The organism is Victivallis lenta (assembly GCF_009695545.1).
Classification (GTDB): Bacteria; Verrucomicrobiota; Lentisphaeria; order Victivallales; family Victivallaceae; genus Victivallis; species Victivallis lenta.
On record NZ_VUNS01000009.1, the window covers coordinates 117,169 to 142,097 of the forward strand.

General features: G+C 56.1%; 23 protein-coding genes and 1 tRNA gene. 16 read left to right on the forward strand and 8 right to left on the reverse strand.

The genetic code is table 11. The features are described 5' to 3' along the window. Nucleotides 1–17 precede the first annotated feature (17 nt). Complete coding sequence (locus tag FYJ85_RS10070) at nt 18–1,013, reverse strand: LacI family DNA-binding transcriptional regulator (protein WP_154418276.1); 996 nt, start codon at nt 1,011–1,013, stop codon at nt 18–20. Between the two features lie 124 nt (nt 1,014–1,137). Next, nucleotides 1,138–1,803, reverse strand: coding sequence for a prepilin-type N-terminal cleavage/methylation domain-containing protein (locus FYJ85_RS24290; protein ID WP_206213089.1), 666 nt, complete (start codon nt 1,801–1,803; stop codon nt 1,138–1,140). 474 nt (nt 1,804–2,277) lie between these two features. Between FYJ85_RS24290 and FYJ85_RS10080 the strand changes: the two genes are divergently transcribed. The 5 genes from FYJ85_RS10080 to FYJ85_RS10100 all read left to right on the forward strand — a co-directional run bounded on the left by FYJ85_RS10080 (nt 2,278) and on the right by FYJ85_RS10100 (nt 11,197). Further along, on the forward strand, nt 2,278–3,210 hold the full coding sequence (locus tag FYJ85_RS10080) for a helix-turn-helix domain-containing protein (protein ID WP_206213090.1): 933 nt from the start codon (nt 2,278–2,280) through the stop codon (nt 3,208–3,210). 250 nt (nt 3,211–3,460) lie between these two features. After that, nucleotides 3,461–5,266, forward strand: a complete 1,806-nt coding sequence (locus FYJ85_RS10085; protein ID WP_154418282.1) for a glycoside hydrolase family 2 protein — start codon at nt 3,461–3,463, stop codon at nt 5,264–5,266. Nucleotides 5,267–5,354: 88 nt separating this feature from the next. Continuing rightward, nucleotides 5,355–6,938: a glycoside hydrolase family 36 protein gene (locus FYJ85_RS10090; protein WP_154418284.1), complete on the forward strand. Its 1,584-nt coding sequence runs from the start codon at nt 5,355–5,357 to the stop codon at nt 6,936–6,938. Next, on the forward strand, nt 6,935–8,794 hold the full coding sequence (locus tag FYJ85_RS10095; RefSeq protein WP_154418286.1) for a hypothetical protein: 1,860 nt from the start codon (nt 6,935–6,937) through the stop codon (nt 8,792–8,794). The genes FYJ85_RS10090 and FYJ85_RS10095 overlap by 4 nt, the downstream gene beginning before the upstream one ends. An 81-nt stretch (nt 8,795–8,875) precedes the next feature. Next, on the forward strand, nt 8,876–11,197 hold the full coding sequence (locus FYJ85_RS10100; RefSeq protein ID WP_206213091.1) for an SLC5/6 family protein: 2,322 nt from the start codon (nt 8,876–8,878) through the stop codon (nt 11,195–11,197). A 93-nt stretch (nt 11,198–11,290) separates the two neighbouring features. Here FYJ85_RS10100 and rtcR read toward each other — a convergent pair whose 3' ends face one another. Beyond that, nucleotides 11,291–12,859, reverse strand: a complete 1,569-nt coding sequence (gene rtcR / locus FYJ85_RS10105; protein WP_154418288.1) for an RNA repair transcriptional activator RtcR — start codon at nt 12,857–12,859, stop codon at nt 11,291–11,293. 181 nt (nt 12,860–13,040) lie between these two features. Between rtcR and FYJ85_RS10110 the strand changes: the two genes are divergently transcribed. From FYJ85_RS10110 to FYJ85_RS10140, 7 genes are all read left to right on the forward strand, one after another. After that, nucleotides 13,041–13,310 (forward strand): hypothetical protein, encoded by a 270-nt coding sequence (locus FYJ85_RS10110; RefSeq protein ID WP_154418290.1) that lies wholly within the window; start codon nt 13,041–13,043, stop codon nt 13,308–13,310. A 27-nt stretch (nt 13,311–13,337) separates the two neighbouring features. After that, on the forward strand, nt 13,338–14,357 hold the full coding sequence (rtcA, locus tag FYJ85_RS10115; protein ID WP_154418292.1) for an RNA 3'-terminal phosphate cyclase: 1,020 nt from the start codon (nt 13,338–13,340) through the stop codon (nt 14,355–14,357). Then, nucleotides 14,354–15,556, forward strand: a complete 1,203-nt coding sequence (locus FYJ85_RS10120) for an RtcB family protein (RefSeq protein ID WP_106055187.1) — start codon at nt 14,354–14,356, stop codon at nt 15,554–15,556. Before rtcA ends, FYJ85_RS10120 begins: the two co-directional genes overlap by 4 nt. A gap of 163 nt (nt 15,557–15,719) precedes the next feature. Then, nucleotides 15,720–16,316 carry a methylated-DNA--[protein]-cysteine S-methyltransferase gene (locus FYJ85_RS10125; protein WP_154418294.1) on the forward strand — a complete coding sequence of 199 codons (597 nt, stop codon included), beginning with the start codon at nt 15,720–15,722 and terminating at the stop codon, nt 16,314–16,316. A gap of 78 nt (nt 16,317–16,394) precedes the next feature. After that, nucleotides 16,395–16,469, forward strand: a tRNA-Asn gene (locus tag FYJ85_RS10130). 115 nt (nt 16,470–16,584) lie between these two features. Further along, the gene (locus FYJ85_RS10135) at nt 16,585–17,895 is read left to right on the forward strand and encodes a tyrosine-type recombinase/integrase (protein ID WP_154418296.1); all 1,311 of its coding nucleotides are present in this window, start codon (nt 16,585–16,587) and stop codon (nt 17,893–17,895) included. Nucleotides 17,896–18,213: 318 nt separating this feature from the next. Further along, nucleotides 18,214–19,221 carry a cytochrome c-type biogenesis protein gene (locus FYJ85_RS10140; RefSeq protein WP_154418298.1) on the forward strand — a complete coding sequence of 336 codons (1,008 nt, stop codon included), beginning with the start codon at nt 18,214–18,216 and terminating at the stop codon, nt 19,219–19,221. On the opposite strand, the gene FYJ85_RS10145 is transcribed toward FYJ85_RS10140, so the two are convergent. Further along, entirely contained in the window at nt 19,207–19,536 is a 330-nt protein-coding gene (locus tag FYJ85_RS10145) for a helix-turn-helix transcriptional regulator (RefSeq protein WP_154418300.1), read from the reverse strand. The genes FYJ85_RS10140 and FYJ85_RS10145 overlap by 15 nt on opposite strands. Nucleotides 19,537–19,922: 386 nt before the next feature. Here FYJ85_RS10145 and FYJ85_RS10150 point away from each other — a divergent pair, with 386 nt between their 5' ends. Together FYJ85_RS10150 and FYJ85_RS10155 are read left to right on the forward strand one after the other, a co-directional pair. Continuing rightward, the gene (locus tag FYJ85_RS10150; RefSeq protein ID WP_206213092.1) at nt 19,923–20,534 is read left to right on the forward strand and encodes a YagK/YfjJ domain-containing protein; all 612 of its coding nucleotides are present in this window, start codon (nt 19,923–19,925) and stop codon (nt 20,532–20,534) included. A 205-nt stretch (nt 20,535–20,739) separates the two neighbouring features. Continuing rightward, nucleotides 20,740–21,396 carry a hypothetical protein gene (locus FYJ85_RS10155; protein WP_154418304.1) on the forward strand — a complete coding sequence of 219 codons (657 nt, stop codon included), beginning with the start codon at nt 20,740–20,742 and terminating at the stop codon, nt 21,394–21,396. A 74-nt stretch (nt 21,397–21,470) separates the two neighbouring features. Here the strand turns inward: FYJ85_RS10155 and FYJ85_RS10160 are convergent, their stop codons facing one another. After that, complete coding sequence (locus tag FYJ85_RS10160; protein ID WP_154418306.1) at nt 21,471–21,782, reverse strand: hypothetical protein; 312 nt, start codon at nt 21,780–21,782, stop codon at nt 21,471–21,473. A gap of 117 nt (nt 21,783–21,899) precedes the next feature. Beyond that, nucleotides 21,900–22,625 carry a DUF932 domain-containing protein gene (locus FYJ85_RS10165; protein ID WP_106051790.1) on the reverse strand — a complete coding sequence of 242 codons (726 nt, stop codon included), beginning with the start codon at nt 22,623–22,625 and terminating at the stop codon, nt 21,900–21,902. Between the two features lie 69 nt (nt 22,626–22,694). Here FYJ85_RS10165 and FYJ85_RS10170 point away from each other — a divergent pair, with 69 nt between their 5' ends. Together FYJ85_RS10170 and FYJ85_RS10175 are read left to right on the forward strand one after the other, a co-directional pair. Then, nucleotides 22,695–22,931 carry a hypothetical protein gene (locus FYJ85_RS10170; protein WP_106051788.1) on the forward strand — a complete coding sequence of 79 codons (237 nt, stop codon included), beginning with the start codon at nt 22,695–22,697 and terminating at the stop codon, nt 22,929–22,931. 4 nt (nt 22,932–22,935) lie between these two features. After that, nucleotides 22,936–23,658: an ATPase gene (locus FYJ85_RS10175; protein ID WP_154418308.1), complete on the forward strand. Its 723-nt coding sequence runs from the start codon at nt 22,936–22,938 to the stop codon at nt 23,656–23,658. On the opposite strand, the gene FYJ85_RS10180 is transcribed toward FYJ85_RS10175, so the two are convergent. Both FYJ85_RS10180 and FYJ85_RS10185 read right to left on the reverse strand, forming a co-directional pair. Next, the gene (locus tag FYJ85_RS10180) at nt 23,568–24,470 is read right to left on the reverse strand and encodes a PD-(D/E)XK nuclease family protein (RefSeq protein ID WP_106051786.1); all 903 of its coding nucleotides are present in this window, start codon (nt 24,468–24,470) and stop codon (nt 23,568–23,570) included. The genes FYJ85_RS10175 and FYJ85_RS10180 overlap by 91 nt on opposite strands. After that, nucleotides 24,455–24,886 (reverse strand): hypothetical protein, encoded by a 432-nt coding sequence (locus tag FYJ85_RS10185; RefSeq protein ID WP_106051258.1) that lies wholly within the window; start codon nt 24,884–24,886, stop codon nt 24,455–24,457. Before FYJ85_RS10185 ends, FYJ85_RS10180 begins: the two co-directional genes overlap by 16 nt. Between the last annotated feature and the right edge of the window lie 43 nt (nt 24,887–24,929).

Consider the following 24,929-nt stretch of genomic DNA (forward strand, 5'->3'; position numbering starts at 1 on the left):
TCAGGCCGCCGAACTCCTCATTTCGGACACTCGATAACCGATTCCCGATGAACAAGCTGCGGAGAAATCATGACGGAACGCAGCGGAGCGTCGGGCTCGTCGATCCTGGCCAGCAGCAGTTTTACCAACTGCTCCGTGATCTCCGAAAAATCCAGATCGAAGGAGTCCAGTGCGGGAGACAGGAATGCAGTCATGAACGAACTGTCAAGCGCGATCACCGATAGATCGTCCGGCACCCGGATTCCGAGCTTCGCGGCGCTGGAAAGCGCCGCAATCGCCTCCGTATCGCTATGACAGATCAGCGCATCCGGAATGGCGCCGCCGCACTCCCGGTAAAATTTGCCGAACGCATCCAGCGGGCGGCGGCTCCAGAAAGTCAGTTCGAAAATCCACTCGGGTTTCGATTCCAGCCCGCAGCGGCCCACATGCTCCCGGAAAAACCGGTTGCGTTCCCCCACGCTCAATATGCCGATCCGGCGATGGCCGAACTTTTTCAGGTGCTCCAGCGCCCGGATGATCATCTGTTCTTCATCCAGAACGACATAATCATAGAATTCGTTCCGGTATCCGTACACCACCGCCGGAATTTTCTCCTCCCGGAAACAGGGCGAGGCATCCCAGCTGATCACCCCGCTGATGCTGCGTTCAAAAAAAGTCTGAAGCGTCTGCGCGTGCAGCTCCGGCGAATCATCGCCGCCCCAGAAGGAGAACAGGCTCGTAAAACCGCGCTTTTTGATTTCACGCTGCAATTCGAGCGCCATATTGCCGTAGATTCCGGTACCGGACATCGGCATCGCCACGCCGATGGTCGAGGACTTCCGCGCCCGCAGCTCCCGTGCCGCCGTATTCGGCCGGTAGTTCAGCGCCTTGACCGCTTCGGCCACCTTGCGGCGGTTCTCCGGCGTGCTGTTGCGATAACCGGAATTGCTGATGATGAAAGCGACCAGGCTTCGTGAAAGTCCACAGTAGTCCGCCACATCTTTGAGCGTAACCCGTTTTTGTCGTTCCGGCATCCTAAGGTCCTTGCCATATTGTTGTAGATCGTTCTACATTAATTATACCACAGACGTTTTGCGATGTCAAGAGCCGAAGGAAAAAAAACCGGAAATAATACGGCGGATTTTCCGGCGCCGGGGCTCAATCGTCTCCGCAGAAATAACGGTTGAACCGCGCCTCCCGGCTGCCCCAGAGACACGCCACGGCCGCCGGGGACATCGGCGCGACGTGGCCGTCGAAGAAGCCGACGTTCACCATTCTGCGGTGACGGTAGACAAGCCTCCCGTTCGGATTCCCCTCCTCGCTTTCGGGGAAACAATCCGGATTATTCTGCGCATAAGCGCCAAGCGTATCGAACCATGCCGCCGAACCGGACGGCTTCAGGATACGCGGCAGCCGGAAGGCGTACCGGCGATAGCCGTCCCGGGAGAGGTTGTCCCGCGTCATGCCGTACGAGAAACAGGCTAACGGACGGTTGAGCCGCACGGCGGAAGATGCGGGGCAGAGCAGGTCCGGGGGAAACGCCGACTCGGCATTCTCCAGGCCGTTCTTCGGCCGGACCGGCGCTCCGACCAGACGCCGGAACTCGATCCGGTCGTACCATGCCGGATTCGCCGGGGGAATCCAGTAATCCGAGAAGCTCCCGGCATACAGCACGCCGGCCTGAGTGAAGCTTTTCAAATTGCCGGTGCACTTGAGACGCCGGGCGCTGATCCTCGCATCGAAAAGAGCGGGAATCAGCATGCCGGCCAGAACCGTCACGCTCGCAACCACGGTCAGCAGCTCAATCAGCGTGAATTTTTTCACGCGCTTCACTTGATTAACAATAAACTTCATACAAATCAATAAAAGTCAAATCGACGCGCTTCCGGTTCCGAAAATCGGCAATATTTCAATTTCCGGTCATGGTAAATCGGGCAGAAAACACAGTCGAAACGAGGAGCACAAAATCATATAACCACATAATTATTAAAATATTACACACAAAAAACAAGAATTAATCTAACGCACAAGACCGGAAAGTCAAACCGGAAAAAGAAGAAAATCGAATCCGGCCTCCCCGAAAGGGCATCCTCATCAGCAGGAGTTCCGGCTCCCGACCTCCGCACGGCATAGCCATGCCTTTGCGGGAAAGACGGCTGACCGGTGCTGAATCCGCCGATTTCCGATGAGTGAAGATTGTAATTTCCCGATATGGTGATATTTTGTCCTGCCGCACCTGATTCGCCAGGCAGCCGGAAATCATCGCGCAAAGAGAAAAATACCGCTTCCGGAGCAGCAGTGAAAGATGAATTTATGAAGATCCTCCGCGACTCATCGATCTTTGACTCGGAAAAGGGGACCTGCTGGCGCAGCGACCCCACCTTTGTCGGATATGGAGCCGGATATCCGGAACAGGTCGAACTTCTCAATTTCACGGGCCGCCCGTCGGACACAAGCATCCCCTGCCGGATGGAGGTCATGCTTCATTCGACCGTGCAGACCAGATATTATCAGCACCGCACCAGGCAGACGCAGAAATTGTCGGTCTTCTGCATCTGTTCCGGCAGGATGTATTTTCGGAGCAACAGCAGCGTCCTGTCGGCCGAAGCGGGCGACTGCGTGCTGCTCAAGCCGCATTGCAGAAATGACTTCCTGTATGCAGATGAAAGGCAATGCTCCTATTATGAGTTTATCCTGACCGGCAATATGCTGGACGAGTTTCTCCGGATTTATGATCTGGAACAGGTGTTCGGCCTGAAATTGAACGATGAGAAGTTTTTCCGGAAGCTTTTCGAACGGATGAAGAACCTGACGGATGTGAAGCCGCTTTCCGCCATCTTCCCCGAGCTGACCGGAGTCGCCTTCGAGCTCCTGCAGAGAATTTCATCCGCCGTTCAAATCCAGGCCCGCTCGTCGTATGTCGCCGAAATCCGTGACTTTCTGGAGCAGCGGATCAAAGAAAAAATCTCCATGCCGGAGGTCGCCGGAAGGTTCAAGATCGACATTCACGATATGAACCGGGATTTTCAGGATGCGTTCGGGGTGACGCCTTATCAATACCTGAAACGGTTCCGCTTGCGGAAAGCAGCCGAAATGCTGCGGGCCGGAATGCTCGTGAAGGAGACTTCGGCCGCAGTCGGCTATCGCAACGTCAAAACATTTTCCGCGGAATTCCGCCTGTTCTACGGCAAATCCCCGCTCGATTGCCGGAAACGCCGTCCCGGCAGGTGACCGCCGAAAAATCGGCTCGCACGATTCCGAACCTTTATTCATTTTTCATGGCTCAAATTTCTCCTGCCTCCTATTGTGATTTCCATTCGTTTCAGGTAAAATATTAACATGAAACGCGGGGGGCCGGAACCGGCCGCTCGTTTTTCCGCAGGGAAAAGAAGGTCCGTTCACCATCAAAGAGGGGCCCGATTGGAAAAAGCTGGAACTCAGGCGCCGGATCCTGCCGGGCAGTCCGCTGGATTTCTCCGCCGTGGTGCCGCAGGATGCACCGGCCGGCCAATACGGTTTCGTCCGTTCCAACGATCAGGGTGAATTCGTTTTTGAAAATGCGCCGGGGAAGAAGATCCGTTTCTACGGCGCCAACCTCTGCTTCACCGCCAACTTTCTCGACAAGGCAGTCGCCGACAAGCTGGTGGAGTATCTGGTCCGCATGGGCTACAACGCCATCCGCTTTCACCATCACGACGGGCGGCTGGTCGATCCCGCCGTTTCGGATTCCGTGAAACTGAATCCGGAAACGCTGGACAGGCTCGACTACCTTTTCGCCCAATGCAAAAAGCACGGCCTCTACGTGACCACCGACCTCTACGTCAACCGGAACTTCAAAAGCCCCGCCACCGGCTGCTACGGACTGAAAGCGCAACTGCCCGTCGATGAACATGCGATGGAAAGCTGGAAGGATTTCGTGCGCAGCTGGATGACGCACCGGAACCCGTATACCGGACTCACCTGGGGGGAAGACCCCGCGCTGATCTCGCTGTGCCTGGTCAATGAAGACACGCTCAGCGCCAATTGGAGCGCGAATCCGAAGGTCGCGGCCCTCTACCGCAGCAAATTCACGGAGTGGAAGAAAGGGCGGGAGGGCGACGACCAGACGCTGTTCCGGGAATTCCTGTTCGAATTGCAGGGAAACGTACTGGACCGGCAGATCGATTTCGTCAAAAATGAACTCGGCCTCAAAACGATGATCACCAGTCTGAACTGGATCACGGATGCCCCGCTGACCCGGCTGCGCGAGAAACTCGACCTGGTGGATATGCACCAGTATTTCTCCCACCCGACCTTTCCGGAAAAAGCCTGGCAGATGCCGATCGGAGTCGATCAGGGCTCATCCATCCGGCGCGGCGCGAGCCTGCCCCGCGAAATGATGCCGACCCGGATTTTCGGCAAGCCCTTCACGGTCACCGAATTCAATTTCTGCAACCCGAACCGGTTCCGGGCCGAGGGCGGCCCGCTGATGGGCGCTTACGCGGCGCTGCAGAATTGGGGCGGGTTATGGAGATTCTGCTGGAGCCACTCCGATGCCGGAATCATCCGCAATCCCGGCCAGAACTCCTTCGATGCGTCCAACGACCCGATGCAGCAGCTCAGCGACCGCATCATTCTGGCGCTGTTCCTGCGGGGAAACCTCGCGCCGTCGAAAGCGAAAATCTCTTATCCCGTGGCGCCTTTTTCCAAAAACAGCCCGGCGATGTCTTATCCCGGCGATTTCGCCAATCTCGGGCTGGACGCCCAGATCGGCTCCCACGCGGCGGAACGGAAACTCCCCGCCGGAGTCGTGTGCTGGCGTCCCGGCATGAAAACGCAGGAGCCCCCCCGGATCAGACTGGACCGGAAGGCCGGAACGCTGGCGGTTTCAACACCGCTGACGGAGACGGCGACGCTGCCGGCGGGAGACCTCGCCGTAAAGAAGCTGCGGGTCAAAGACGCCTCCAAATTCATGACGGCGGCAGCAATCTCGCTGGACGGCAGGCCTTTGACCGAAAGCGACAGCATCCTCGTCATCCATCTCAGCAACATCAGCCAGAGCGGAGCCGGTTACGGCAGTTCCACCCTGCTTCGCGCCTGGGGGAATTCACCGGAACTTCTGGTCGAACGCTGCACGGCGACACTGGAACTTGAATGTCCGGGGACGCCGTGGCGGGTGGCTGCACTCGCGCTCGACGGCTCCGAAACCGGCGAAGTCCCGGGCAGCCTGAAAAACGGAGTTTTCCGCTTCACCGCCGACACGACGGCCTTCCCCGGCGGCGTTCTCGCCTACCACCTGTCGCGCTGAAACAACTCCCCCTTCCTATCCTGCCGTTCCTCCCGGCGGCAGGATTTTCATAATTCCATCATCGCTCAAAAGAAAGTGCCCTTTTTCCATGAACACGCCCGCCTTGTGCCCGGAAACTCCCTGCTACCGTGCGGAAATCAAAGTCGATATCCTCACGCCGACCGTGTTTCTCTACTCCACCGTCAACAACATGGCCATTTCGCGCGAACTGCCTTCGCTCCAGAGCATCACCGCATTCGAAAGCGAATTCCCCAGCGAAGACGTGATTATCGTCGGCGATCCCGTACACTCGAAGTTTCTGCTGGCCGGCGCGGTGACGGCAAATCGTTCCTTCACATTCTTCACGGCGGTCCGAGAAGCCCGGCGGCTGGTCAAAATCCTAGTTCGCCAGCCTTCGATCGGGCCGGAGGAGCCGCCGGAGGAAATCCTGATCCTGACCGGCAGCGACTGGCGGGAACTGCTGGTGCAGTATGCGGAGGCCGTGGCGGATAAAGCGGGCGTCAAACCCATGAAACCTGCGGAGAACCTGACCGGCTACTGCACCTGGTATTATTACTATACGGCAGTCTCCGCACAGGATTTTCAGGAAAATCTGAATGCGCTGCAGCTCCACAGGGAGAGTTATCCGGCGCGGGTGGTCCAGATCGACGACGGCTACCAGACCTTCATGGGCGACTGGTTCGACCGGAATGAACGCTGGCCGGAACCGCTTGAAACCGTCGCCCGGAGAATCCGCAAGGCCGGAATGAAAGCCGGCATCTGGCTGATGCCGTTTCAGGCCTCCACCGCCAGCCGGCTGTACCGCGAGCATCCCGACTGGTTCGTCACAGACGAAAACGGGGAAACCGCCGTCAGCGAGGGGTGGTCGCCGGACCCGGATCATCTCTGGGCCTGCCTCGACGCCACGATTCCGGCAGTGCGCGGCCACCTTGCGAATATCTTCCGGACATTCCGCGCGCAGGGCTTCACCTATTTCAAATTGGACGGTCTCGGCTTCGCCCTGAAGAACGGCCGCCGCCGCGACCCGGCGGCCACCGCCGTCAGCGCCTTCCGGCTGGGGCTGAAAACCATCCGGGAAGCCGTGCCCGATGCGTTCCTGCTGGGCTGCTGTTCGCCGTACCTGCCCTGTGCCGGCCTGGTCGATATGTGCCGCGTCGGGCCGGACACCCAGCCGGAGTGGGGAACCATGATTCCCCGGGCGATTCACTGTTCCCTGGAGCGCTGGTGGATGTTCGACCGCTGGTTCCGGGCGGACCCCGACGTGATGTTCACCCGGACGGACCGCATCAGGCTGACATTGGGGGAGTGCCGGCTCACGGTTCTGGTTGGAATTCTGACCGGCGTCACGCTGACCAGCGACAACCTCGGAACGCTGCCGCCGGACCGGCTGGCGCTCCTCCGCCGGGCGGCGCAACTGCGGATGCGGAACGTGCGGCCCGCGAAATGGCAGCTTAATTGTTATTTGAATACCTTTTCCGGCACCGTGGACGGCAAAGCGGCGCTGGCCGTCCTGAATGAGACGGAGCAGGAGATGACCGTGAATTTTTCCGATTTTGATCTGCCGGAGGAAATGGAGGAAATTCTCCAGCCGGCCGGAATGCAGAAAAGCCAGATTACCGTGGCGCGCCATGACGCGGTCCTGCTGGTTGCGAACCGGAGGGAAACAAAATGAAAAAACTGCGCAGATTCTTTGCATACCGCTCGTTCTGGCCGGAACTGGAGACCGTTCGGCGTTTCGGAGAAATCGGAATCAATACCGTGGCGGTTTTCCCTTCCAACACCTGCAATTCGCTGGGGGAACCCTACAGCAAATATCCGCCGAACTGGCTCTGGTTCGACACATACGATTTCGAGCCGGTCAAACGGCAGTTCGACGACCTGCTGTCGGCCAATCCGAACGCGGAATTTCTGGTCATGCTCGACCTGAATTCTCCGCTCTGGCTGACGCGGCAGCTGTATGCCGTAAACGGCGACAGTTATGCCAATCTTTCCGAAGCGGTTTCGATTCCGCGCTGGCGGGAGGCGACCGGAACCTACTGCGATGCGCTGGTTGACTTTCTGGAGGAACATTACGGCAGTCGAATCCGCGCCTATATCCCCGCCTGCGGAAGTACCGACGAATGGATGGATCTCTGTGACGGCGGCGCCGGAAAATATAAATCGGAACGCTATCGGGCCTGGTGCCGGGAAAAGGGCCTGCCGGTTCCGGACGACGTCCCCGCGCGTTCCCGGCGCAGCAGGTTCGGATTTGAAAATGTGCTGCGCGACCCGGCGACCGATGCCGAAAGCATCCGCTACTGGCGTTTCACCTCCAGCCTGGTCTGCGATACAATCCGGGAATTCGCGGATCGCGTCCGCAAACGCTGCGGCCGCGAAATCGAACTCGGCGTCTTCTACGGCTACATCCTCGAACTCGGCGGCGACTGGGTCAAGAAAGGTCACCTCGCCTATCAGGAACTGCTTGCTTCCGGCAGCATCGATTTCCTGATCAGCCCCGGCACCTATGAGCACCGGAAGATCGGCGACGGAGGCGGATTCATGGTTCCGATGGGAACGGTGCGCCGTTTCGGGCGGAACTACCTGCATGAATGCGACCAGCGCACCCACTGCTTCAATCCGAACCTTTCCCGGGCCGTCAGGCTCGAATTCCAACACTGGCAGGACGAAGCGGAAGATATCGCCGGGATGCGCCGGGAAATGGCGCTGTCCCTGATACACCACACCTCGCTCTGGTGGTTCGACATGTGGGGCGGCTACTATCAGTCGCCGGCGGTCTTCGACAATCTCGCCCGGATGAAGGAGCTCTGGGACCGCTATTCCGGCGACGATTCCCCCGGGCGCGCCGAGATCGCCCTGGTGGTCGATCCCGACGGGGCCGCGCTGGTCAACGATGAAGCGGCGGGGGCGGACCGTTTCCACCGCGACCTCTGCCATCTGCTCAACCGGGTCGGCGCGCCGTTCGAGGCGGTCAGCTTCGACGACCTGCTTGAACCAGGCGCGGCGGAAAAATACAAATTTCTGGTATTCGCCTCCATCTTCGAACTGAACGAAGAACGGCTTCGCCGATACCGGGAACGGATTGCCGGCGGCGGACGCACGATCCTCTGGCTCTATGCCGCCGGAATCAGCGACGGCATACAGATCCAACTCGAACGCAACCGGGAGCTTGCCGGAGTTCCGTTCGGCACTCCCGGTCTCTCCCTGACCGAATATGACAGCCACCGGACGCTCTACCTCTGCCGCCCGGAGGAGCTGACCGTGCCGCTGCTGCGGCAGGCGGTCCGCGATGCCGGAGTCCATATCTGGACGGAAGAAGAGGCCCCGGTATTTGCCAATGCCCGCCTCGCCGCATTTCATACCGCCCGGGGAGGAGAACGCAGCCTGATGTTTCCCGCGGAGGTGGCTGCCGTTACCGAACTGTTCTCCGGGCGGAGATTCGAGTTGAGGAATCACTGTCTGGCATACCCGTTCGACACGCCGGACACAGTGCTTTTCGAACTCCACGCCGACAGTTCCGGGCCAAGATGACCGGCAATGTGAAGCTATGAAAACGGCAGAAGAAACGCATACGGCATGTGTGCTCAACCGAATAATGTAAGGATAACTGAAGTGCATTGGATCGATTGGTGTATTGCAATAATCCCCCTGATTGCCATTTTGGGGCTGGCTGTCTATTCCGGACGTTACATCCGGGGAGTTGTGGACTTTCTCGCGGCGGGGCGCGTCGCGGGGCGCTATGTGATTTCCGTGGGCGACATGGCCTCCGGGCTGAGCGTCATGCTTCTGGTGGCGATGTGCGAGCAGAAATACCAGATCGGTTACGGCATCGACTTCTGGGCCAAAATCATCGTGCCGGCGGGCATCATCTTTTCGCTCACCGGTTACTGCACCTACCGCTGGCGCGAAACGAAGGCGCTGTCGTTCGGGCAGTTTCTGGAAATGCGTTACAACCGGCCGTTCCGCATATTCGCCGCCGCCCTGCGCACCGCCTCGGAAATGATCGCCAACGCGCTCAGCCCGGCGATCGCGGTGAATTTCTTCATCTATTTTCTGAAACTGCCGCACACGTTCACGGTCTGCGGCGTCGAGATTACCACATTTTCCTTTATTCTGGTCACCCTGATCATCTTGGCGTTGATCTGCATCTGGCCGGGCGGACGGGTCTCCCTGCTGCTGACGGACACGTTTCAGGGACTGCTGGCCTATCCGGTCTTCGTGATCATCACCGGATATGTTCTGCTCAATATCTCATGGGGGGCGGAAATCGCCCCCACCATGATGGACCGGGTACCCGGAGAAAGTTTCCTCAATCCTTATGACGTAAGCCGGCTGCGGGATTTCAATATCTTTTCGCTCGTCGTCTGGCTTTTCTCCACCCTGCTCAACCGTGCCAGCTGGTACGGCAACGACACTTCCGGTTCGGCGAAGACGCCGCATGAACAGAAAATGGCGGGAATTCTCGGCTCCTGGCGGAGCGGTTTCTCCACTGTCATGCTGATTACGCTCGCCATCATGGTCATAACCATCATGAACCACCGGAACTACGCGCCGCAGGCCAAAGTGATCCGCGACGCCCTTTCCGCGCAGGCAGCCGCCGAAACCATCGAATCCGATGCGGAACGCCGGCAAGTCATCGACGCGATCACGGCCATGCCCGAGCAGCGGCATATCATCGGCGAGGATCAGCCGCTGTCCCGCAAAGCCAACCTTGATACCAACGTATTCCGGAAAGTCCGGGACGTCGTCGGACAGGACGGCGACGGCAATTTCAAACTCCAGAGATTCCGCACTCTCTACCAGCAGATGATGCTGCCGGTGGTTCTCCGGGAAACGTTGCCGACCGGCCTGCTCGGGCTGCTTTCGCTGCTGATGATCATGCTGGTGCTTTCGACCGACGATTCGCGGATATTCAATGCTTCCGCGACCATTCTGCAGGACGTCATCATGCCGCTTCGCAAGAAGCCTTTCACGCCCCGGCAGCATCTGCTGCGGCTGCGGCTCTGTTCCGTCGGAGTCGCGGGATTTTTTCTGACCTTCAGCTTGTGGTTCGTTCAGCTGGATTATCTCAATATGTTCATGGTGATCATGACATCCATCTGGCTCGGCGGAGCCGGCCCGGTGATGATCGGGGGGCTTTACAGCCGCTTCGGCAATACAACCGGCGCATTCGCCTCGGTTTTCGCCGGTTCCGGAATCTCCGTCAGCGGCATTATTCTGCAGCAGAAATGGGCACGGCATATCTATCCCTTTCTGCAGGACCGGGGATGGGATGAAAGCGTCGGCAGCTTTCTGGCGGCGGCCAGCAGGCCGTTCAATCCGTACATCGTCTGGGAAATATCTCCGGAAAAGTTTCCGATCAATTCCTATGAAATTTTCATGATTGCAATGATCTCCGGCATCATTGCTTATACGGCCGGCTCGCTGGTCACTTACAGAGGCCCATATAATCTGGAACGCCTGCTGCATCGCGGCATTTACAGCACCGACGGCGAAAAAAAGCTCCATTCCGCCTGGACCTGGCGGAATATCATGAGCAAGCTGATCGGCATTACGCCGGAATACACCCGCGGCGACCGGATCATTGCGTGGAGCGTATTTTTCTATTCCATTGTCTATCAGCTGGGGATTGCATTCGCGGGGGTCGTCATCTGGAATCTGTTCGCGCCGTGGCCGCTCGAATACTGGAGCATATACTTTTACATCACGATTCTGCTGGTTCCGGCCGTCAGCGGCATCATCACGACGGTATGGTTTACCTGGGGCGGCGTGCGTGATACGCTTCAGCTGTTCCGGGATTTGAAGGCGCGGGTGGACAATCCGCTCGACGACGGAAGAGTGGCCGGCCAGGTTTCTCTGGCGGATCGGTTCGTCCTGGACAAGGCGGCAGAGAGAAAGAGCGTCAACGCGAATTTCACAGGAAAAGACGAATGAGGTTTTCCGCGATTCGGGCGAAAAATCCGCACGGTCCGTTGCGCGAAGCGCAGAGAGGCCGCGCCACGCAAAAGGGGCGCTTCTTTACAGGCGTCAAAGCGTTCGGAAATCCAATCCGAAGCGGGCCAGGTACTTGCTCAGCCGGTCGGAGTCGTTCGAAGAGCTCTTGTTCCGCCGCGAAACCGCGAACAGCTTCTTACCCGCTTCCGCCAGCGTTTTCGACTGCCGGCAGATCTCGACAACCTTCTTCAGCTGCGCCAGGTCAAAAAGATCATACCGGACGGCATAGTCCGCTCCCAGCAGCGAGGCGAGCCCGGCATCCGGCTCTGCGTCCGGATGACGGCCGGACGCCCGGGCGATCTCCCGGTTGACTGTCTCAAGATCGATCCGGCCCCCGGAAGCGAGCGTCGCCATCCGAGTCACCATCGCATTCAGGTCGCGGAAATTCCCCGGCCAGGCGTTCCCCGGCGCGAGCGCGAATTCCAGAAAGCGTTTGCGCGCTTCCCGGTTGAAGGTGACGCGCTTCCCGCTTTTTTCCGCATAACGGTTTAATTCATACTCCAGATTCGGTTCGATGTCCTCCCGGCGTTCGGCCAGTCCCGGCAGCTCGAAACTCCAGAGGTCGATCCGGGCGAGAAGGTCACTCCGGAATCGCCCGGCCGCAACCTCCGCATTCAAGTCCCGGTTGGTGCCGCAGATCAGCTGGAAGGAACTGCCTTCCTCGCGGTCCGAGCCGAGCGGCAGGAACCGTTTCTCTTCGACCGCGCGGAGCAGCATCGCCTGCTCATCGCTCCCGAGCTCACCGATTTCGTCCAGAAACAGAATGCCGCCGTCAGCGGCCTTCAGGAGACCGGCCCGGTCGGAAACGGCTCCGGTGAACGCCCCCTTCTTATGGCCGAAAAGCCCACTCATCGCCTGATCTCCGCGCAGGGTCGCGCAGTTGACGTCCACAAAGCTCCCCTTGAGCTGGCCGTTCATCTTCTTGAGTTCATAGATCCGCCGGGCCAGCTGCGACTTGCCGGCTCCGGTCGGCCCGGTCAGCAGGATCGGCTCGGTCGAACGGATCGCCACACGCTCGATGGTTTCGATCAGGCCGTTGAACCGGGCATTCCGCGTGGCGATGCCGGATTTCAGGAAATCCAGATCATTGTCCCGTTCGACGGCAAAGCGCTGCGCCAGCAGGTCGTAGCGGGAGAGGTCGAGATCGATGACCGTGAACGAGCCGCGCGCGCAGTTCCGCCGGGTCGGCTGCGTCTGAATGAGCTTTCCCGGCAGATGATGCGACTCATTCAGCAGGAACAGGCAGATCTGCGCCACATGCGTGCCGGTGGTGATGTGGATATAATAATCGTGCTCCTCGGCGGAAAAGTTTTTCTCCCGGCTGAAGTCGTAAAGCTTCGAGTAAACCTCACCGAAATCCCACGGGTCGCGGAACGCAATCGCTTCCGCAATGACCTCCGTATCCGGGGAGCAAGTCCGGATATCTTCCTCAACCCTCCGGCACAATGCCCGGAAGTCCGGCTGATACAGCAGATAATAGCGGTCGAAATGCAGTTCCTCCTGCATGGCGAGCGCGACCGAGGGGCGCCAGACGCCCCAGCGTCCTTCGCCGCGCCCGTGATTGTCCAGCGTACTGCCGAGAAGCGAGACCAGAATATTCATTTTCTATCTTATTTTATAGTTATTATCTGAAATAATAGAAAATAATCTATCACATCAAATTCATTTTGCAAACCGGAAATCATGTTTGAGCGGCGGAATGCACATCATCAGAAGTTGGCACGCTCTTTGCTGAAGATATCGCAAACACCCGTTCCGGGCAGGACAAAAACAGGAGGATCACATGGGACGCTCCAAAGCTTTTCGACGTTTTCAGGACAGACAATGGAAAAAGAGGGCAAAGGAGCTGCTCCTGATGCACCGGCAGAATCTGCATGAATGGGAGTTGCCGGACAGCAGAGAGATCGGCCGCCTGGCCGGTTGCCACTGTCGGCCGTGTTCCTGCTTTATGTGTGGTAATCCGCGCAAATTTTTTTCAGAGCTTTCTTTGCAGGAACGAAGAGTCGAAATTGATTTTCAGGAAGAAGTGCAGTCATATCGGCAGGCTTCTTGACGGAATACGACATAAGGGGAAACGGAAATGATTGAAATCGACGGAAGCTGCGGCGAAGGCGGCGGGCAGATCCTGCGCAGCTCTCTCTCCCTTTCGGCCCTGACCGGCCGGGAGATGCGTGTTACGAATATCCGGGCGAAACGGCGCAAGCCGGGCCTGATGCGGCAGCATCTGACCTGCGTGAAGGCCGTCGCCGAAATCTCCGGAGGTTCGACCTGCGGCGCCGAAATCAGTTCGCAGGAACTGGTGTTCTCGCCGGGGAAACTCCGGGCCGGCGATTACCGCTTTGCGGTCGGCAGTGCCGGAAGCGCCGTCCTGATCGCGCAGACGGTCCTGCCGCTGCTGCTGCACGCCGAAGCGGCCTCCCGCGTGGTGATCGAGGGCGGAACCCATGCGGCGAACGCTCCGGTCTTCGACTACTTCGAACGGGTGTACCTGCCCTGCCTCCGCCGGATGGGAGCGGAGGTGACGGCGGTGCTGGACCGGGTCGGTTTCTATCCGGCGGGCGGCGGAAAAATCGAGCTGTCGGTAATTCCGGTCCGGGAGTGGAAGCCGCTGGTCATCGACGAAACAGGGGTTCCGAAAGCCGCGCGGCTCGTCTCGATCAGCCACGGCATCGATGCGAAAATCCGGGACGACGAACTCGCATTCTGCCTCGCCGCGCTGGATCGGCCGGACGGCTTCGAAACGGAATCGCGGGAGGTCGATTCCCCCGGCCCCGGCAACGTGATGTTCGCGGAGCTGGAGTTCGAACACGTCACGGAGCTTTTCAGTGTCTGCGGCGACTTCGACCTGTCGCGCAAAGCGGTCGGCGAACGGGTTGCGGGCATGGTCAACCGGTACCGGGCACTTTCGGCGCCGGTCTGGCGGTTCCTCGCCGACCAGCTGCTGCTGCCGATGGCGATCGGCGCGGGCGGAGCATACCTGACCTGCCCGCCCGGCAGACATACGCAGACCAATATCGAAGTCATCCGGAAGTTTCTGGAAATCGGAATCACCGTGGAAAACAGACAGAACGGTCAATACAGGATTGAGGTGAAACAATGAAATGGATCAAGAACGAAGAGTCGTACCGCATTCCGGTCAAAAGCTGGTGTGCCGAGGTCGAACCGGGCGCGCTGAAACAGGCCGGCAACCTCGCCGCCCATCCGGTGCTGGCGCACCATGTCGCCCTGATGCCGGACTGTCATCAGGGTTACGGCATGCCGATCGGCGGAGTCGTCGCGGCCCGCGACGCAGTCATTCCGAGCGCGGTCGGCGTCGATATCGGCTGCGGCATGGTGGCGGTGGAGACCGGTGTCCCGGCGGAACGCCTCGCCGGGATGAGCTTCCGGCGCAGTATACTGGACCGGCTCAAAGAGCGCATTCCCGTCGGCGAAGGCGTGTCGCACCGGGAAAAGCAGGAGTGGGAAGGCTTCGAATCCTACCTCGACAACAACGGGCAGGTCGCCGATTTCGCCAATGCGCTCGACCGGAGAAATCTCGGAACGCTCGGCGGCGGAAACCACTTCATCGAGATCCAGAAATCCGACGCCGGTTTCATCTGGCTGATGATTCACTCCGGCAGCCGGAATCTCGGCAAACGCGTCGAAGAGCTGTATCACCGCAAAGCGCAGAGACTCAACGCGCTTTACCGCGTGACGCTTGCCGACCCCGACCTAGCGTTCCTGCCGATCCGGGAACAGGAGGGGCACGACTATTTCCGCGACATGCTTTTCGCGCTGCGTTATGCGCAGGAGAACCGCCGCCGGATGATGGCGGTTTTCAAGGAGACGCTGACCGAATTCGTGCCGGAGACGGAATTCCTCCGCGAAGTGAACATCCACCATAACTATGCGGCGTTTGAAGAGCATTTCGGCGAAACGCTCTGCATCCACCGCAAGGGTGCGACCAGCGCGAAATCCGGCGAAATCGGCATCATCCCCGGTTCGATGGGAACCGCCAGCTATATTGTGCGCGGACTCGGGAATCCGGAGTCGTTCATGAGCTGTTCGCACGGCGCCGGCCGCCGGATGAGCCGGATCGCGGCCTGCTCCACGCTCACCGTGGAGGAGTGCGATGCGGCGATGGCGGGAATCGCCTGCGGACGCTGGCAGCCCTACCGGAAGCACGGCAAGGCCAAAGGCCGTCTTGACCTCTCCGAAGCGCCTCAGGCCTATAAGGCGATCGACGAAGTGATCGAATCCGAGCTCGATCTGATTGAACCGCAGGTCCGCCTGACGCCGCTGGCCGTCCTGAAGGGATGACCCGGTTCCCTGCCCGCGCCGTGAATCTCCATGGTGCGGACAGGATGGACAAAGGGAATATTTTCCCGTTTCCCGAGTCGTTATCTGAAATTCGCGTGCTATATTACCGGAAGTATGTCTGCGGAATTCTTTATTGATGTCAAACCAAACGCAAGGAGAGTCCATGCTTTATTCGGCATATCGCCCGACGCCCCTGGGACGCATTCTGCTGGCTGGTGATGGGGACCGGCTGACCGGTTTGTGGTTCGAAGGGCAGAAATACTTCGCCGCATCGGCCGGGGAGCCGATGACGGAGAAGTCGGATCTGCCGCTGTTCCGCCTCGCCGGCAGCTGGCTGGATGAGTATTTTCACGGTCAGAATCCGGCGATTGCCGATCTGCCGCTGGCGCCCAGGGGCAGCGTGTTTCGCCGCGCGGTCTGGGATATTCTCCGTGAAATTCCGTATGGGGAACTCACGACTTACGGAGCAATCGCCGCACGGCTGGCAGTCCGGACGGGGCGGAAGAGCATGTCCGCCCAGGCGGTGGGCGGGGCGGTGGGACACAATCCCATTTCGATCATCATTCCCTGCCACCGGGTGGTTGGAACTGACGGCAGCCTGACTGGTTACGCCGGCGGCCTCGACCGGAAGATCAAGCTGCTCGAACTTGAAGGCGCGAAGCGAACCTGCCTGTTCGTTCCGAAAAAGGGAACCGCATTGCAGGCAGAAGAAAATTTCCGCAGCTACTGTTGCCGGAAGCCTGAAAAATCGCGTTTTTGAGGAAAAAAGTCCAAATTTTTTCGATTTTCAATTTGCCTTTTTCCTCAAATCGTACTATGTTAAGAAACATTGAAACGCTCCGGCATAGCTCAGCGGTAGAGTAGGTGGCTGTTAACCACTTGGTCGCTGGTTCGAATCCAGCTGCCGGAGCCATTTTTACCCTCAAAATGTACCCTAAAGGTGCCATTCTTTACCACCAAGACTTTCATTTCCCAGTTCAACGGCTATATTGAGCCAAAACAGGATTTTACCACAAGGAGTGCGTAAGATGGGAAAGAAATGCAAAGTCAAACTTGACGTTGGAACCGTTTACCAGAAAGAGGAAGGCGGCACCTACTACTTCCGTTACCAAGTCCAGCATGAACGCAAATGCGTCAGCTTGAAAACCTCCAATCAGGAAGAAGCTCTCGAAAAAGCCCGGAAACTGCTCCCGATTATTCAAGCCACCACCGAGGAAGTCATCTCCGCTCACGTCAAAGTCGCACGGCACCTCGTGAAACAGGCACGCCCGCTGCCTCTCTCCGAAATCTGGAACGTCTACTCTAAACACCCTCAGCGCGCAATCCCCGCCACCGTCCGGGAAGAACTGGCCTATCACTCCACGCTGGACGAAATGATCCGCTACTTCTCCCGTTACAGCAACGTGAAAGATGTCAAGGATGTTACACCGGCCATGGCGGAGGACTTCGCAAACCATCTCAGAACCATGCAGATTTCCGTGGCAACCCATAACCGGAAAATCGTCCGTATCCGTCGAATCTTCGGAACGCTGAAAGATTATCTGAGCATCGAAAATCCTTTTGGCTCATCGGTATTGTTGAGAAAGGAACGCGAAGAACAGGGAACCTTGGTACGCCGCATCGCCTTTACGCGGGAACAGGAGGAGGCCATCCGCAGGGAACTGGACAATCCCCACCGCAAGCTGATGAATAAGGCGGAAATCAAAGTCGTCTATTACATCGGGATGTATACCGGTCAGCGTCTGAAAGACTGTGCGCTGATGCAGTGGCGAAACATTGATTTGGAACAGAAGCGTATCTGGGTCAAACAATTCAAAACCGGGAAAGAAGTGCTGATTCCGATTGCGGAACCGTTGCAGGCGGTTCTTCGGGAAGCTCGGAAGTGGCAGACGGATTCCTATGTCTGCCCGAAGGTCGCCGCCCGCTATCAGATCGTGGATGAAAGAGGCAAGGAAATTGGCGACAGCCTGGTCAATATTGATGTTCTGCGGGTGATCAAATGGATCGGGCTGGAACCGTCCGTGGCAACCCCGGGACGTAAAAGAAAGGCCACGGTCTACGGCTTTCACAGCCTCCGTCACAGTTTTGCCAGTTTCTGCGCCGAAGCCGGTGTCCCGAAAGCCGTAGTTGTTTCGATCCTCGGCGCGGATTCTTCCATCATCGACCGCTTCTATACCCATGTGGGCGAGGATGCCCAACGCGCAGCCATCGAAGCGATCAGCGGTGGAACTTCGACGACTCCGGAACAGCGGATCAAACAGGTGCTTGAATATGTCGGTTCGCTGGCGACTGTAAGTTCTGAAGTTTCTCATATCGTTTCTCTGCTATCCGGAAAATAATAAGATTTTTCTTGTCAAAACACTTCGCCGACTATCCTTTTCGGAACAGTCAGCGAAGTGTTTTGTTGTTTCAAATTTCATAAATTTCACAGCGCATCACTCTCATTTTCGCTTTGAGTTAGAAATATATACTTTTGCATATTTACAAATATAATTATCGCATATATACAAAGGTAATTTACTGATTGTAAAAATATAATTTAAATATAAAATCACTTGATTTTCTTCATTTTACGTTTATTTTATATTTACAGAAATGGTCATTCCATTTTTCTGAGCCCGTAAAAAGTATCACAATTGAAACGGAAAGTGAAAACAATGTCGGAACCGCCAACATGCCTTATTCCGCAAAATGCTCAGACGCCTTTTGATTGCTGGAATTTGCCAGATGAGGGAAACAGGATTTTTTGGCATCCAGAATTGAATATCCCGGCGGAAGGGCTGACGCTGATGACCGGCGAAGGTGATCTTACCGCTTTGGCCTTCGATATTGCGTGTCGTTGTATGAATCTGAACTTGGGGAAACTGTTATATTTGCGTTCCGACAACTTTCCTGAACATAGTCCTTTTCCCGCATTTTTAACCAAATGCCTCCCTGCGCCCTGGGGAGTCATCAATATAAAATTCAGTACCGATTTGCAATATTGGCCGCTTGATCTCAGCGGTATTCCGCCGCAGCGAAATTTCATGTGGCTTGTTATGTCCAGCAAAAAAATGATTTGGAAACGTTGGCCGTATGCCACCTCAAATACACGATCCAGCCTTGAAGCGAATTTGGATCTTTGTGCAAAAGCCGGAAACAAGTTCACATTTCTTATTCTGGAAGGTCAGGTGAATTTTGAAGAAAAACCTGATTTTTATGCCACGATGAAGCGTCTGAAGAATAGTGGAATGACCGTTTTGATCGTGACCCCCAAGCCGCCCCGTGGAATCTCCCGCAATGCCATATGGGATACTGTTATCACGATGAAAAAATGGCGAGCGCATCACTGTGGAAATCACAGACTGGTCGCCGATATTCGAACTCGTACCGGCAAGCGAAATTGCCAGGTACGTTATCAGGAATACGGGAACCTCTGGATTTGCGTCCCGGATAAAAGAGATCTTCTTCGGGAACCGGTCAGGGAAATGATGGCTGCCGGACTGAATGCAAAGCAAATCGTCGCAGCCATCAATGCACGGTATCAAGGATTGAATAAACCGCTGACCGAATCCGCTTTGGCCGCGATGAAGCGTTTTTGGGGATTTCGGACTTACAGGCCGGAAAAGAAACCACGGACAAAGCGAACGGTTCAGCGGAACGTTGGAGCTTCAGATTTCCGATGAAATAATGTAGTCAATCACATCGGTATTGCGGTACCGCACCGCTGATCCGACCATTTTTCTTTTGAACGGGAAAGCACCTTCGGCTTCGAGTTTTTTAAAGTTGCTGTGACTGATTCCGAGCATTTCTGCGACCTCCTGCTGATCCAGCAATTTCGGAATAACTGCGGGCTTGGGAATGCCGTGCTCCGCAAGGCTGGTTAGCTGAGAAATCGCCTCGTTGTATTCCGGCAGCGAAATAATTCCCTCTTCCGCGACCGGGCGCATAATCCGTTTGAAAAAGCGGACGGTTGTCATTGAAATTCTGACTTCATTCATGTATGCGCCCCTCCTTTTGAGCGCATACGATTGCGGTCTGCGAATATTTTTTACCTTTGATCCTGCATTATCTTATAGGATTCCCTAACTGTAAAACTCCCTCCATTCTGCATTGCCGACAGTCGCCATATGAAAAACTGTGGAAATGCGAGCGGCAGACAGCTGTCTCCAGTCCGGTTATTAGAAATAGCAACCATAAAATAGCAACGATAAGAAGCCATAACCCATAAAACCATAACAAACGATAAACAGAAAATAAAAGAATAGCCTAGAGATAAGATACGGAAGTTGATTTCTGATGATTGTTCGAATCCTTCATGAGAACAATTACTGAACAGAAATCAACCATACCATATTCAACAGAAACTTATTCGAAGGAAGAAACCATGCCGAAAAGACACCATCATACGGAAAGCCGGTTAAACAATTTATCCGTAAATGCCGATCCGGAGCATCCCGTTTATCGTGAAGCAACTACCGAGATTCAAAAACGATTGCGATATATGGTTGACAAACACAGCCAGGTATTTGTAGGGCATTTGGAGTTCCGTTTCCCTCCTGAAATGGAAACCCAGAATAACAATCGGCATATTTCCAATGCGATACGCAAATGCCGGATGAAGTTGAAGCGGGAGGGGATCGACGCCCAGCTTGTCTGGGCACGAGAACAACGTAATTCCGATCAACCGCATTATCACTGCTATCCGATCTGTGACGGCAATAAAGTACAGCATGTTCAGCGGGTGGCCGGATTCCTCAATGAAATCTGGTCCCGTGAGATTGGCGCATCCCCTGAATCCAATTATGTACGGTATTGCCCTCCGCAGGAACGGGCGGACAACAATACCGGCATACGGATTCGCCGTCATGGTTCGGATGCGGAGGAGCAACTGCATAATGCCTCTCACTGGATGAGTTATGCCGCAAAAGTGAATGAAAAAGAGAAGACACCGGAGGGATGTCGGATGTTCGGATTTACGCAGATACCGAAGGCATGATTGAAACGGCTGTAAAAAAATACAGCACGCTTCCTATGATATGAGAGTCCGGCAGGGACCGGCTGATGATAATTGGATTACCGGCTCGTGTGCGGTAAAACGCACCGGCCGGACAGCTCAAAAGTTCGTTTTATTTTTGGAACAACAATATTATGACAGGCATTCTCCTGCCGTTTGCTCATAACACTCCAAACGAGGTAAAATCATGACCAATGCAGAATTGAACACATTTCTCGACCTGGAATGGAACTGTGCCGCTTTTACGCCGGAAAAAATATCCGTTTCAGCGCCCTTATCCCCGAAGCAGTGGGCGCGCATCATCTCACGGCATCCGGAACTCCAGGAGTTTTGTTCGTTTGCGGAGTTCACTCCCGCCGACTGGGTTGTCGTCCTTGAAAAACAACTGCCTTTTGCATGGCGCTGCTCCTGCTGGAAAGATTTCACCCCGCATCAGTGGCAGCGACTGTTACGGCACCAGCCGACTTTGCTCCATTATTGCGAAATACCGGATCATCCGGCTGTGCGGAGTGGGCTGCTGGCGAGTGACTGGCCCCTTGAAAAAGAGATCGATACGAGTGATTTTACGCTCGGCGACTGGTTTTGGACCGTCAAGCATAATCCGAGCACGTGGTTTCAATGTCCCTGCCGGGAACAGTTCACGAAACCGATGTGGTGGAGCCTCCTGTACAGCTCCGCTGATCTGCTGCCGGATTGCCCGTGCCTTGACCAGTTCAGTGACGAAGACTGGCGTCGTCTTAATATCGTTCCGAAATTAAAGGACCGGATACGCAATTGCGAGCAGTTCCGGAAATTGATCGACCTGACCAAGTATCCGTTCCGCAATTCCAAATTCAATGAATGATCCATCTGATATTCCGGCATGAATCGAAAAAAGAGACACGCATCGTTACTGCGTATCTCTGAGTTTTCAGCCATCTACGCTTTGAATCGCAGATGACATTTCGGACAGCGGTACAGACCGATTACATTTTCATCGATCAATTTGCCCGCCTGAGCGCCGATCACACCCCCAGAAGTGATTCCCCAGAGGAGATTCAACACGACTCCGGCAGCCGCACCGATGGCAGTGCCGGCAACTCCCAATGCACTTCCCGCACGGGCGCCGCGAACCATGCCGACGATTACCGTTGCTCCTCCCGCTGTAATCCCGGTTGCGGTTCCGATCGTACCGGCTTGATGAAGCGGGTTGGCAATGGAGGAACATTTTGGACAGAAAACTTTTGCCATAATCACGATTCCTTGTTTTAAGATGATAAGACCGGCGACCGAGGCCGCCGGGGTGCATGATACTCCGGAAATCGCACCATTTTTTCCGGAGGGCGTACCAGGGCAGAGCGCCGTGGACTACTTCCAAAGTTCCGCCGGTTTGCCGTCCAGTCCGAACAGCCGGGTCAGGCTGCGGTAACACTGGTCAGTACGGGCGGGACTGTATTTCTTGGCGGTTTCGGTGAAGGCGTTCAACAGGCTCCACCGGGTCGGTTCGGCAAACTCCTCATGCCGGGGATGTTTGAATTCCTTCCAGACGGTCAGAATATCGCACGATGGAATCGCCTGACGCTCCGCCGCCACCACCAGCGAAGCACGAACTTCATCATCATTGAGTTCATCGATCTTCAACTCCTCTGCTACATTTTCCAAAGTCAGAAACTCCAGTTCCAGAGCGTTCACGGCTTCCAGAACCAGACCGTTCAGTTCGATCCGGGAGGTGTGGCGACGCTTCAGAACTGTACTCCCTCCGAAGCATAAATTACTGCACACGTGGACACTGATCCCGGCGGACAACCCAACCGCAATCGTGCGGTCGTGGCTGTTGCGGATGCCGATGCAGCGGCTCCACTCCATGCTCGAACTTTTGTTGATCCGGATCATGCCGAACATCCGCTGTCCGTCACGGGCCAGGCCGTACTGCTCCTCAAGGATCGTCCAGCGATGCGCTTTCACGACATCCGTTACAGCGTCGATCACCTCGCTATGGGGAACCGGCTTCCAGCTCGCGGTAGCGGTCGGAGTCGGAACCAGTGCGATCTCGTCACGTCCGACGAACTTCCCTTCACACATCGTCAATCCCATAATCTTTTACTCCTGTTGTTGTTTTTTATTGAAATGATTGTATATTAGAGGAAACAGGAGGGATACACCATGAGTCCGACAAAAATCACCGAAGTAACTTTGCCGAACGGAGTAACCGTTCCTGTCGTTTCTGCCGTGGAAACAGATGATGCCACCACAGAAACCTTGCGAAATGTTGCCGCGAAAGCCGGTTCTCATGCGGTTGAAAACGCCTTGTCGCGCGGCGTGTCCGTTACTGTCGCCAAAGCAGACAAGATTATAACAATCCATCCGGACGGCAGCGAAAGCATCATCGGAGCGTTGTAGACCGATGACTCCGCGTCTGAGAATGCTTGCCGGTCCCAATGGCTCAGGAAAATCGACTCTTGCAGCCCAGCTGAGTTCAGATTATGCCGTCAATCTCTATCGCTTTTTGAATGCGGATCTGCTCTTTGCCGAAGTGGAGCAAAGCCACCGGACGGCCTGTCCGTTTTCAATCGACAATGCCGAACTTGTGCAGTTCGTAGCCCGGTCAACCTATCCCCGGGAATATAAACGTCCCTTTGAATCGGGGGAGATTTATATTGACGGAGAAGATTACCTGCACTTTTCGGCGAACGGAATCAATTCCTATTCCGTGGCAATCGTCGCCGACTTCTTCAAAGAGCAATACTTGAAGCACCGGATCAGTTTTTCTTTTGAAACGGTGTTTTCACATCCTGCCAAAATCGATGTCCTCAGACGGGCACAGGCAGCCGGATTTAAGACCTACATGTACTTCGTTGCGACCGAGAATCCCGTGATCAACGTAAACCGGATCAAGGAACGGGTCGCCCTGGGAGGACATGATGTTCCGGAAGAGAAAACCCGGTCGCGATATTTGCGCTGCATGGAACAAGTCCGTTATGCTTTGCCATATTTAAACCGGGCCTACTTTTTCGACAACTCAACGGAGCAGTCGATTTATCTGGCGGAGTATGAATCGGAGGTCGGCTTCTCTCTGCATTCAGAGCTCCTGCCATCCTGGTTCAGACGCTTCGTGCTGGGTGAGTAGACTGAGGTCGAATGCCAGGATTTACAACGTTCCCGATACGGACACTCCGCACAGGCGAACGATGTTTCATTCGGCAGGAACACGCCTTTGTTGATCGCATCTTGCGCCCGGTTCGCCAGCGCCTCGAAGCGCCGGAAATCGTGAAATCCGCGACTGGTATAGTGCGATTCACAACCCGGATTCTTCGTCTTGGTGATGACATCGAACCGAAAGAGCGGAGCCGTGCCGTTCAGCTTCTCATAAGCATACGAAAAGACCGTCGCCTGAAGATCGCGGTCGGCTTTCCCGGCTGGCCAGCGGCTCGCGGAGGTTTTCCAGTCCACGATACAGGCATCCCGTCCGTCCTGAACAATCAGATCGTACTCACCGATCAGGGGCTTGTCCAAACCGGGAACGTCAATCCTGAACGCCTGCGCAACGCCCTTGACAGTGTAGTAATCCGGCCAGTTTGCCAACGCCGCATCCAGCATCTTGGTCGCAAGAGCGATCACCGTGTCGAAGTTCTCGCCTTCCTTGTAGATCAGGTTCGGGGTAGCTTCGGCTTCGATCTTGAACGCCTCTTCAAACTGTCCGACGATCTCATCACGGGTCAGCGAGCCACCCATCATGCATTCCCACGCCTGGGCGGTCAGCGCCGCGTGGAATGCCCGTCCGAACGGGAAACAAACCGAAGTTCGTTCAACCTCAGCCTGTTCCACGTAACGGTAGAAATACTGCAACTGGCAGATATTCAAATAAGTATTGAACGCGCTGTAGCTCCAGTGTGGTTCCTGCCGCAGTTCGTCGATGGTCGCCATTACGCCGCCCTCCATTCGTCGATCTGATCCGAACACTGCTGCCGGGTCAGATGCTGGATGTCCGGCACCTGAAACCGGGCCGCGATCTGCTGCGGAGTGATGCCGCGCTGCCGGGCGAGATCAAGCAGATACGAAAGCTGTTTCGGGCTTGCCGGACCATTGTTCTGACGGTCTCCAGCCCTCCTGCCTTGCGGAGCGTTTTTCGACCTGTTTGAAGCCGGATAAGTACCGTAATTACGAGGGGAGTTCCCATGCAGTTCCGCTTCGACCGAGTTTCGTACCAGATCGAACGTTTCGTGAATCCGGGCCTGAAGAGCCTCGCCGGACAACCCGTCCGGCAGTTCCACTTCGACTGACGCATGATAGCTCTGGCTGGAATATTCCTCTCCGGCCGGAACCTTCTTTGAATATGACGCATTGAGTTTCAACATAATCATTCCTCCATAAAAGACGGATAGCCGGGAGCCTCGCAGC

What these genes read in the sequence shown, in the direction of transcription:
- rtcR (WP_154418288.1), bottom strand. Translation starts at nt 12,859, where the DNA reads ATGAATATTCTGGTCTCGCTTCTCGGCAGTACGCTGGACAATCACGGG.
- FYJ85_RS10155 (WP_154418304.1), top strand. Translation starts at nt 20,740, where the DNA reads ATGACCAATGCAGAATTGAACACATTTCTCGACCTGGAATGGAACTGT.
- FYJ85_RS10120 (WP_106055187.1), top strand. Translation starts at nt 14,354, where the DNA reads ATGAAATGGATCAAGAACGAAGAGTCGTACCGCATTCCGGTCAAAAGC.
- FYJ85_RS10070 (WP_154418276.1), bottom strand. Translation starts at nt 1,013, where the DNA reads ATGCCGGAACGACAAAAACGGGTTACGCTCAAAGATGTGGCGGACTAC.
- FYJ85_RS10185 (WP_106051258.1), bottom strand. Translation starts at nt 24,886, where the DNA reads ATGTTGAAACTCAATGCGTCATATTCAAAGAAGGTTCCGGCCGGAGAG.
- FYJ85_RS10175 (WP_154418308.1), top strand. Translation starts at nt 22,936, where the DNA reads ATGACTCCGCGTCTGAGAATGCTTGCCGGTCCCAATGGCTCAGGAAAA.
- FYJ85_RS10095 (WP_154418286.1), top strand. Translation starts at nt 6,935, where the DNA reads ATGAAAAAACTGCGCAGATTCTTTGCATACCGCTCGTTCTGGCCGGAA.
- FYJ85_RS10145 (WP_154418300.1), bottom strand. Translation starts at nt 19,536, where the DNA reads ATGAATGAAGTCAGAATTTCAATGACAACCGTCCGCTTTTTCAAACGG.
- rtcA (WP_154418292.1), top strand. Translation starts at nt 13,338, where the DNA reads ATGATTGAAATCGACGGAAGCTGCGGCGAAGGCGGCGGGCAGATCCTG.
- FYJ85_RS10150 (WP_206213092.1), top strand. Translation starts at nt 19,923, where the DNA reads ATGCCGAAAAGACACCATCATACGGAAAGCCGGTTAAACAATTTATCC.
- FYJ85_RS10090 (WP_154418284.1), top strand. Translation starts at nt 5,355, where the DNA reads ATGAACACGCCCGCCTTGTGCCCGGAAACTCCCTGCTACCGTGCGGAA.
- FYJ85_RS10170 (WP_106051788.1), top strand. Translation starts at nt 22,695, where the DNA reads ATGAGTCCGACAAAAATCACCGAAGTAACTTTGCCGAACGGAGTAACC.
- FYJ85_RS10110 (WP_154418290.1), top strand. Translation starts at nt 13,041, where the DNA reads ATGGGACGCTCCAAAGCTTTTCGACGTTTTCAGGACAGACAATGGAAA.
- FYJ85_RS10160 (WP_154418306.1), bottom strand. Translation starts at nt 21,782, where the DNA reads ATGGCAAAAGTTTTCTGTCCAAAATGTTCCTCCATTGCCAACCCGCTT.
- FYJ85_RS10140 (WP_154418298.1), top strand. Translation starts at nt 18,214, where the DNA reads ATGTCGGAACCGCCAACATGCCTTATTCCGCAAAATGCTCAGACGCCT.
- FYJ85_RS10165 (WP_106051790.1), bottom strand. Translation starts at nt 22,625, where the DNA reads ATGGGATTGACGATGTGTGAAGGGAAGTTCGTCGGACGTGACGAGATC.
- FYJ85_RS10180 (WP_106051786.1), bottom strand. Translation starts at nt 24,470, where the DNA reads ATGGAGGGCGGCGTAATGGCGACCATCGACGAACTGCGGCAGGAACCA.
- FYJ85_RS10125 (WP_154418294.1), top strand. Translation starts at nt 15,720, where the DNA reads ATGCTTTATTCGGCATATCGCCCGACGCCCCTGGGACGCATTCTGCTG.
- FYJ85_RS10135 (WP_154418296.1), top strand. Translation starts at nt 16,585, where the DNA reads ATGGGAAAGAAATGCAAAGTCAAACTTGACGTTGGAACCGTTTACCAG.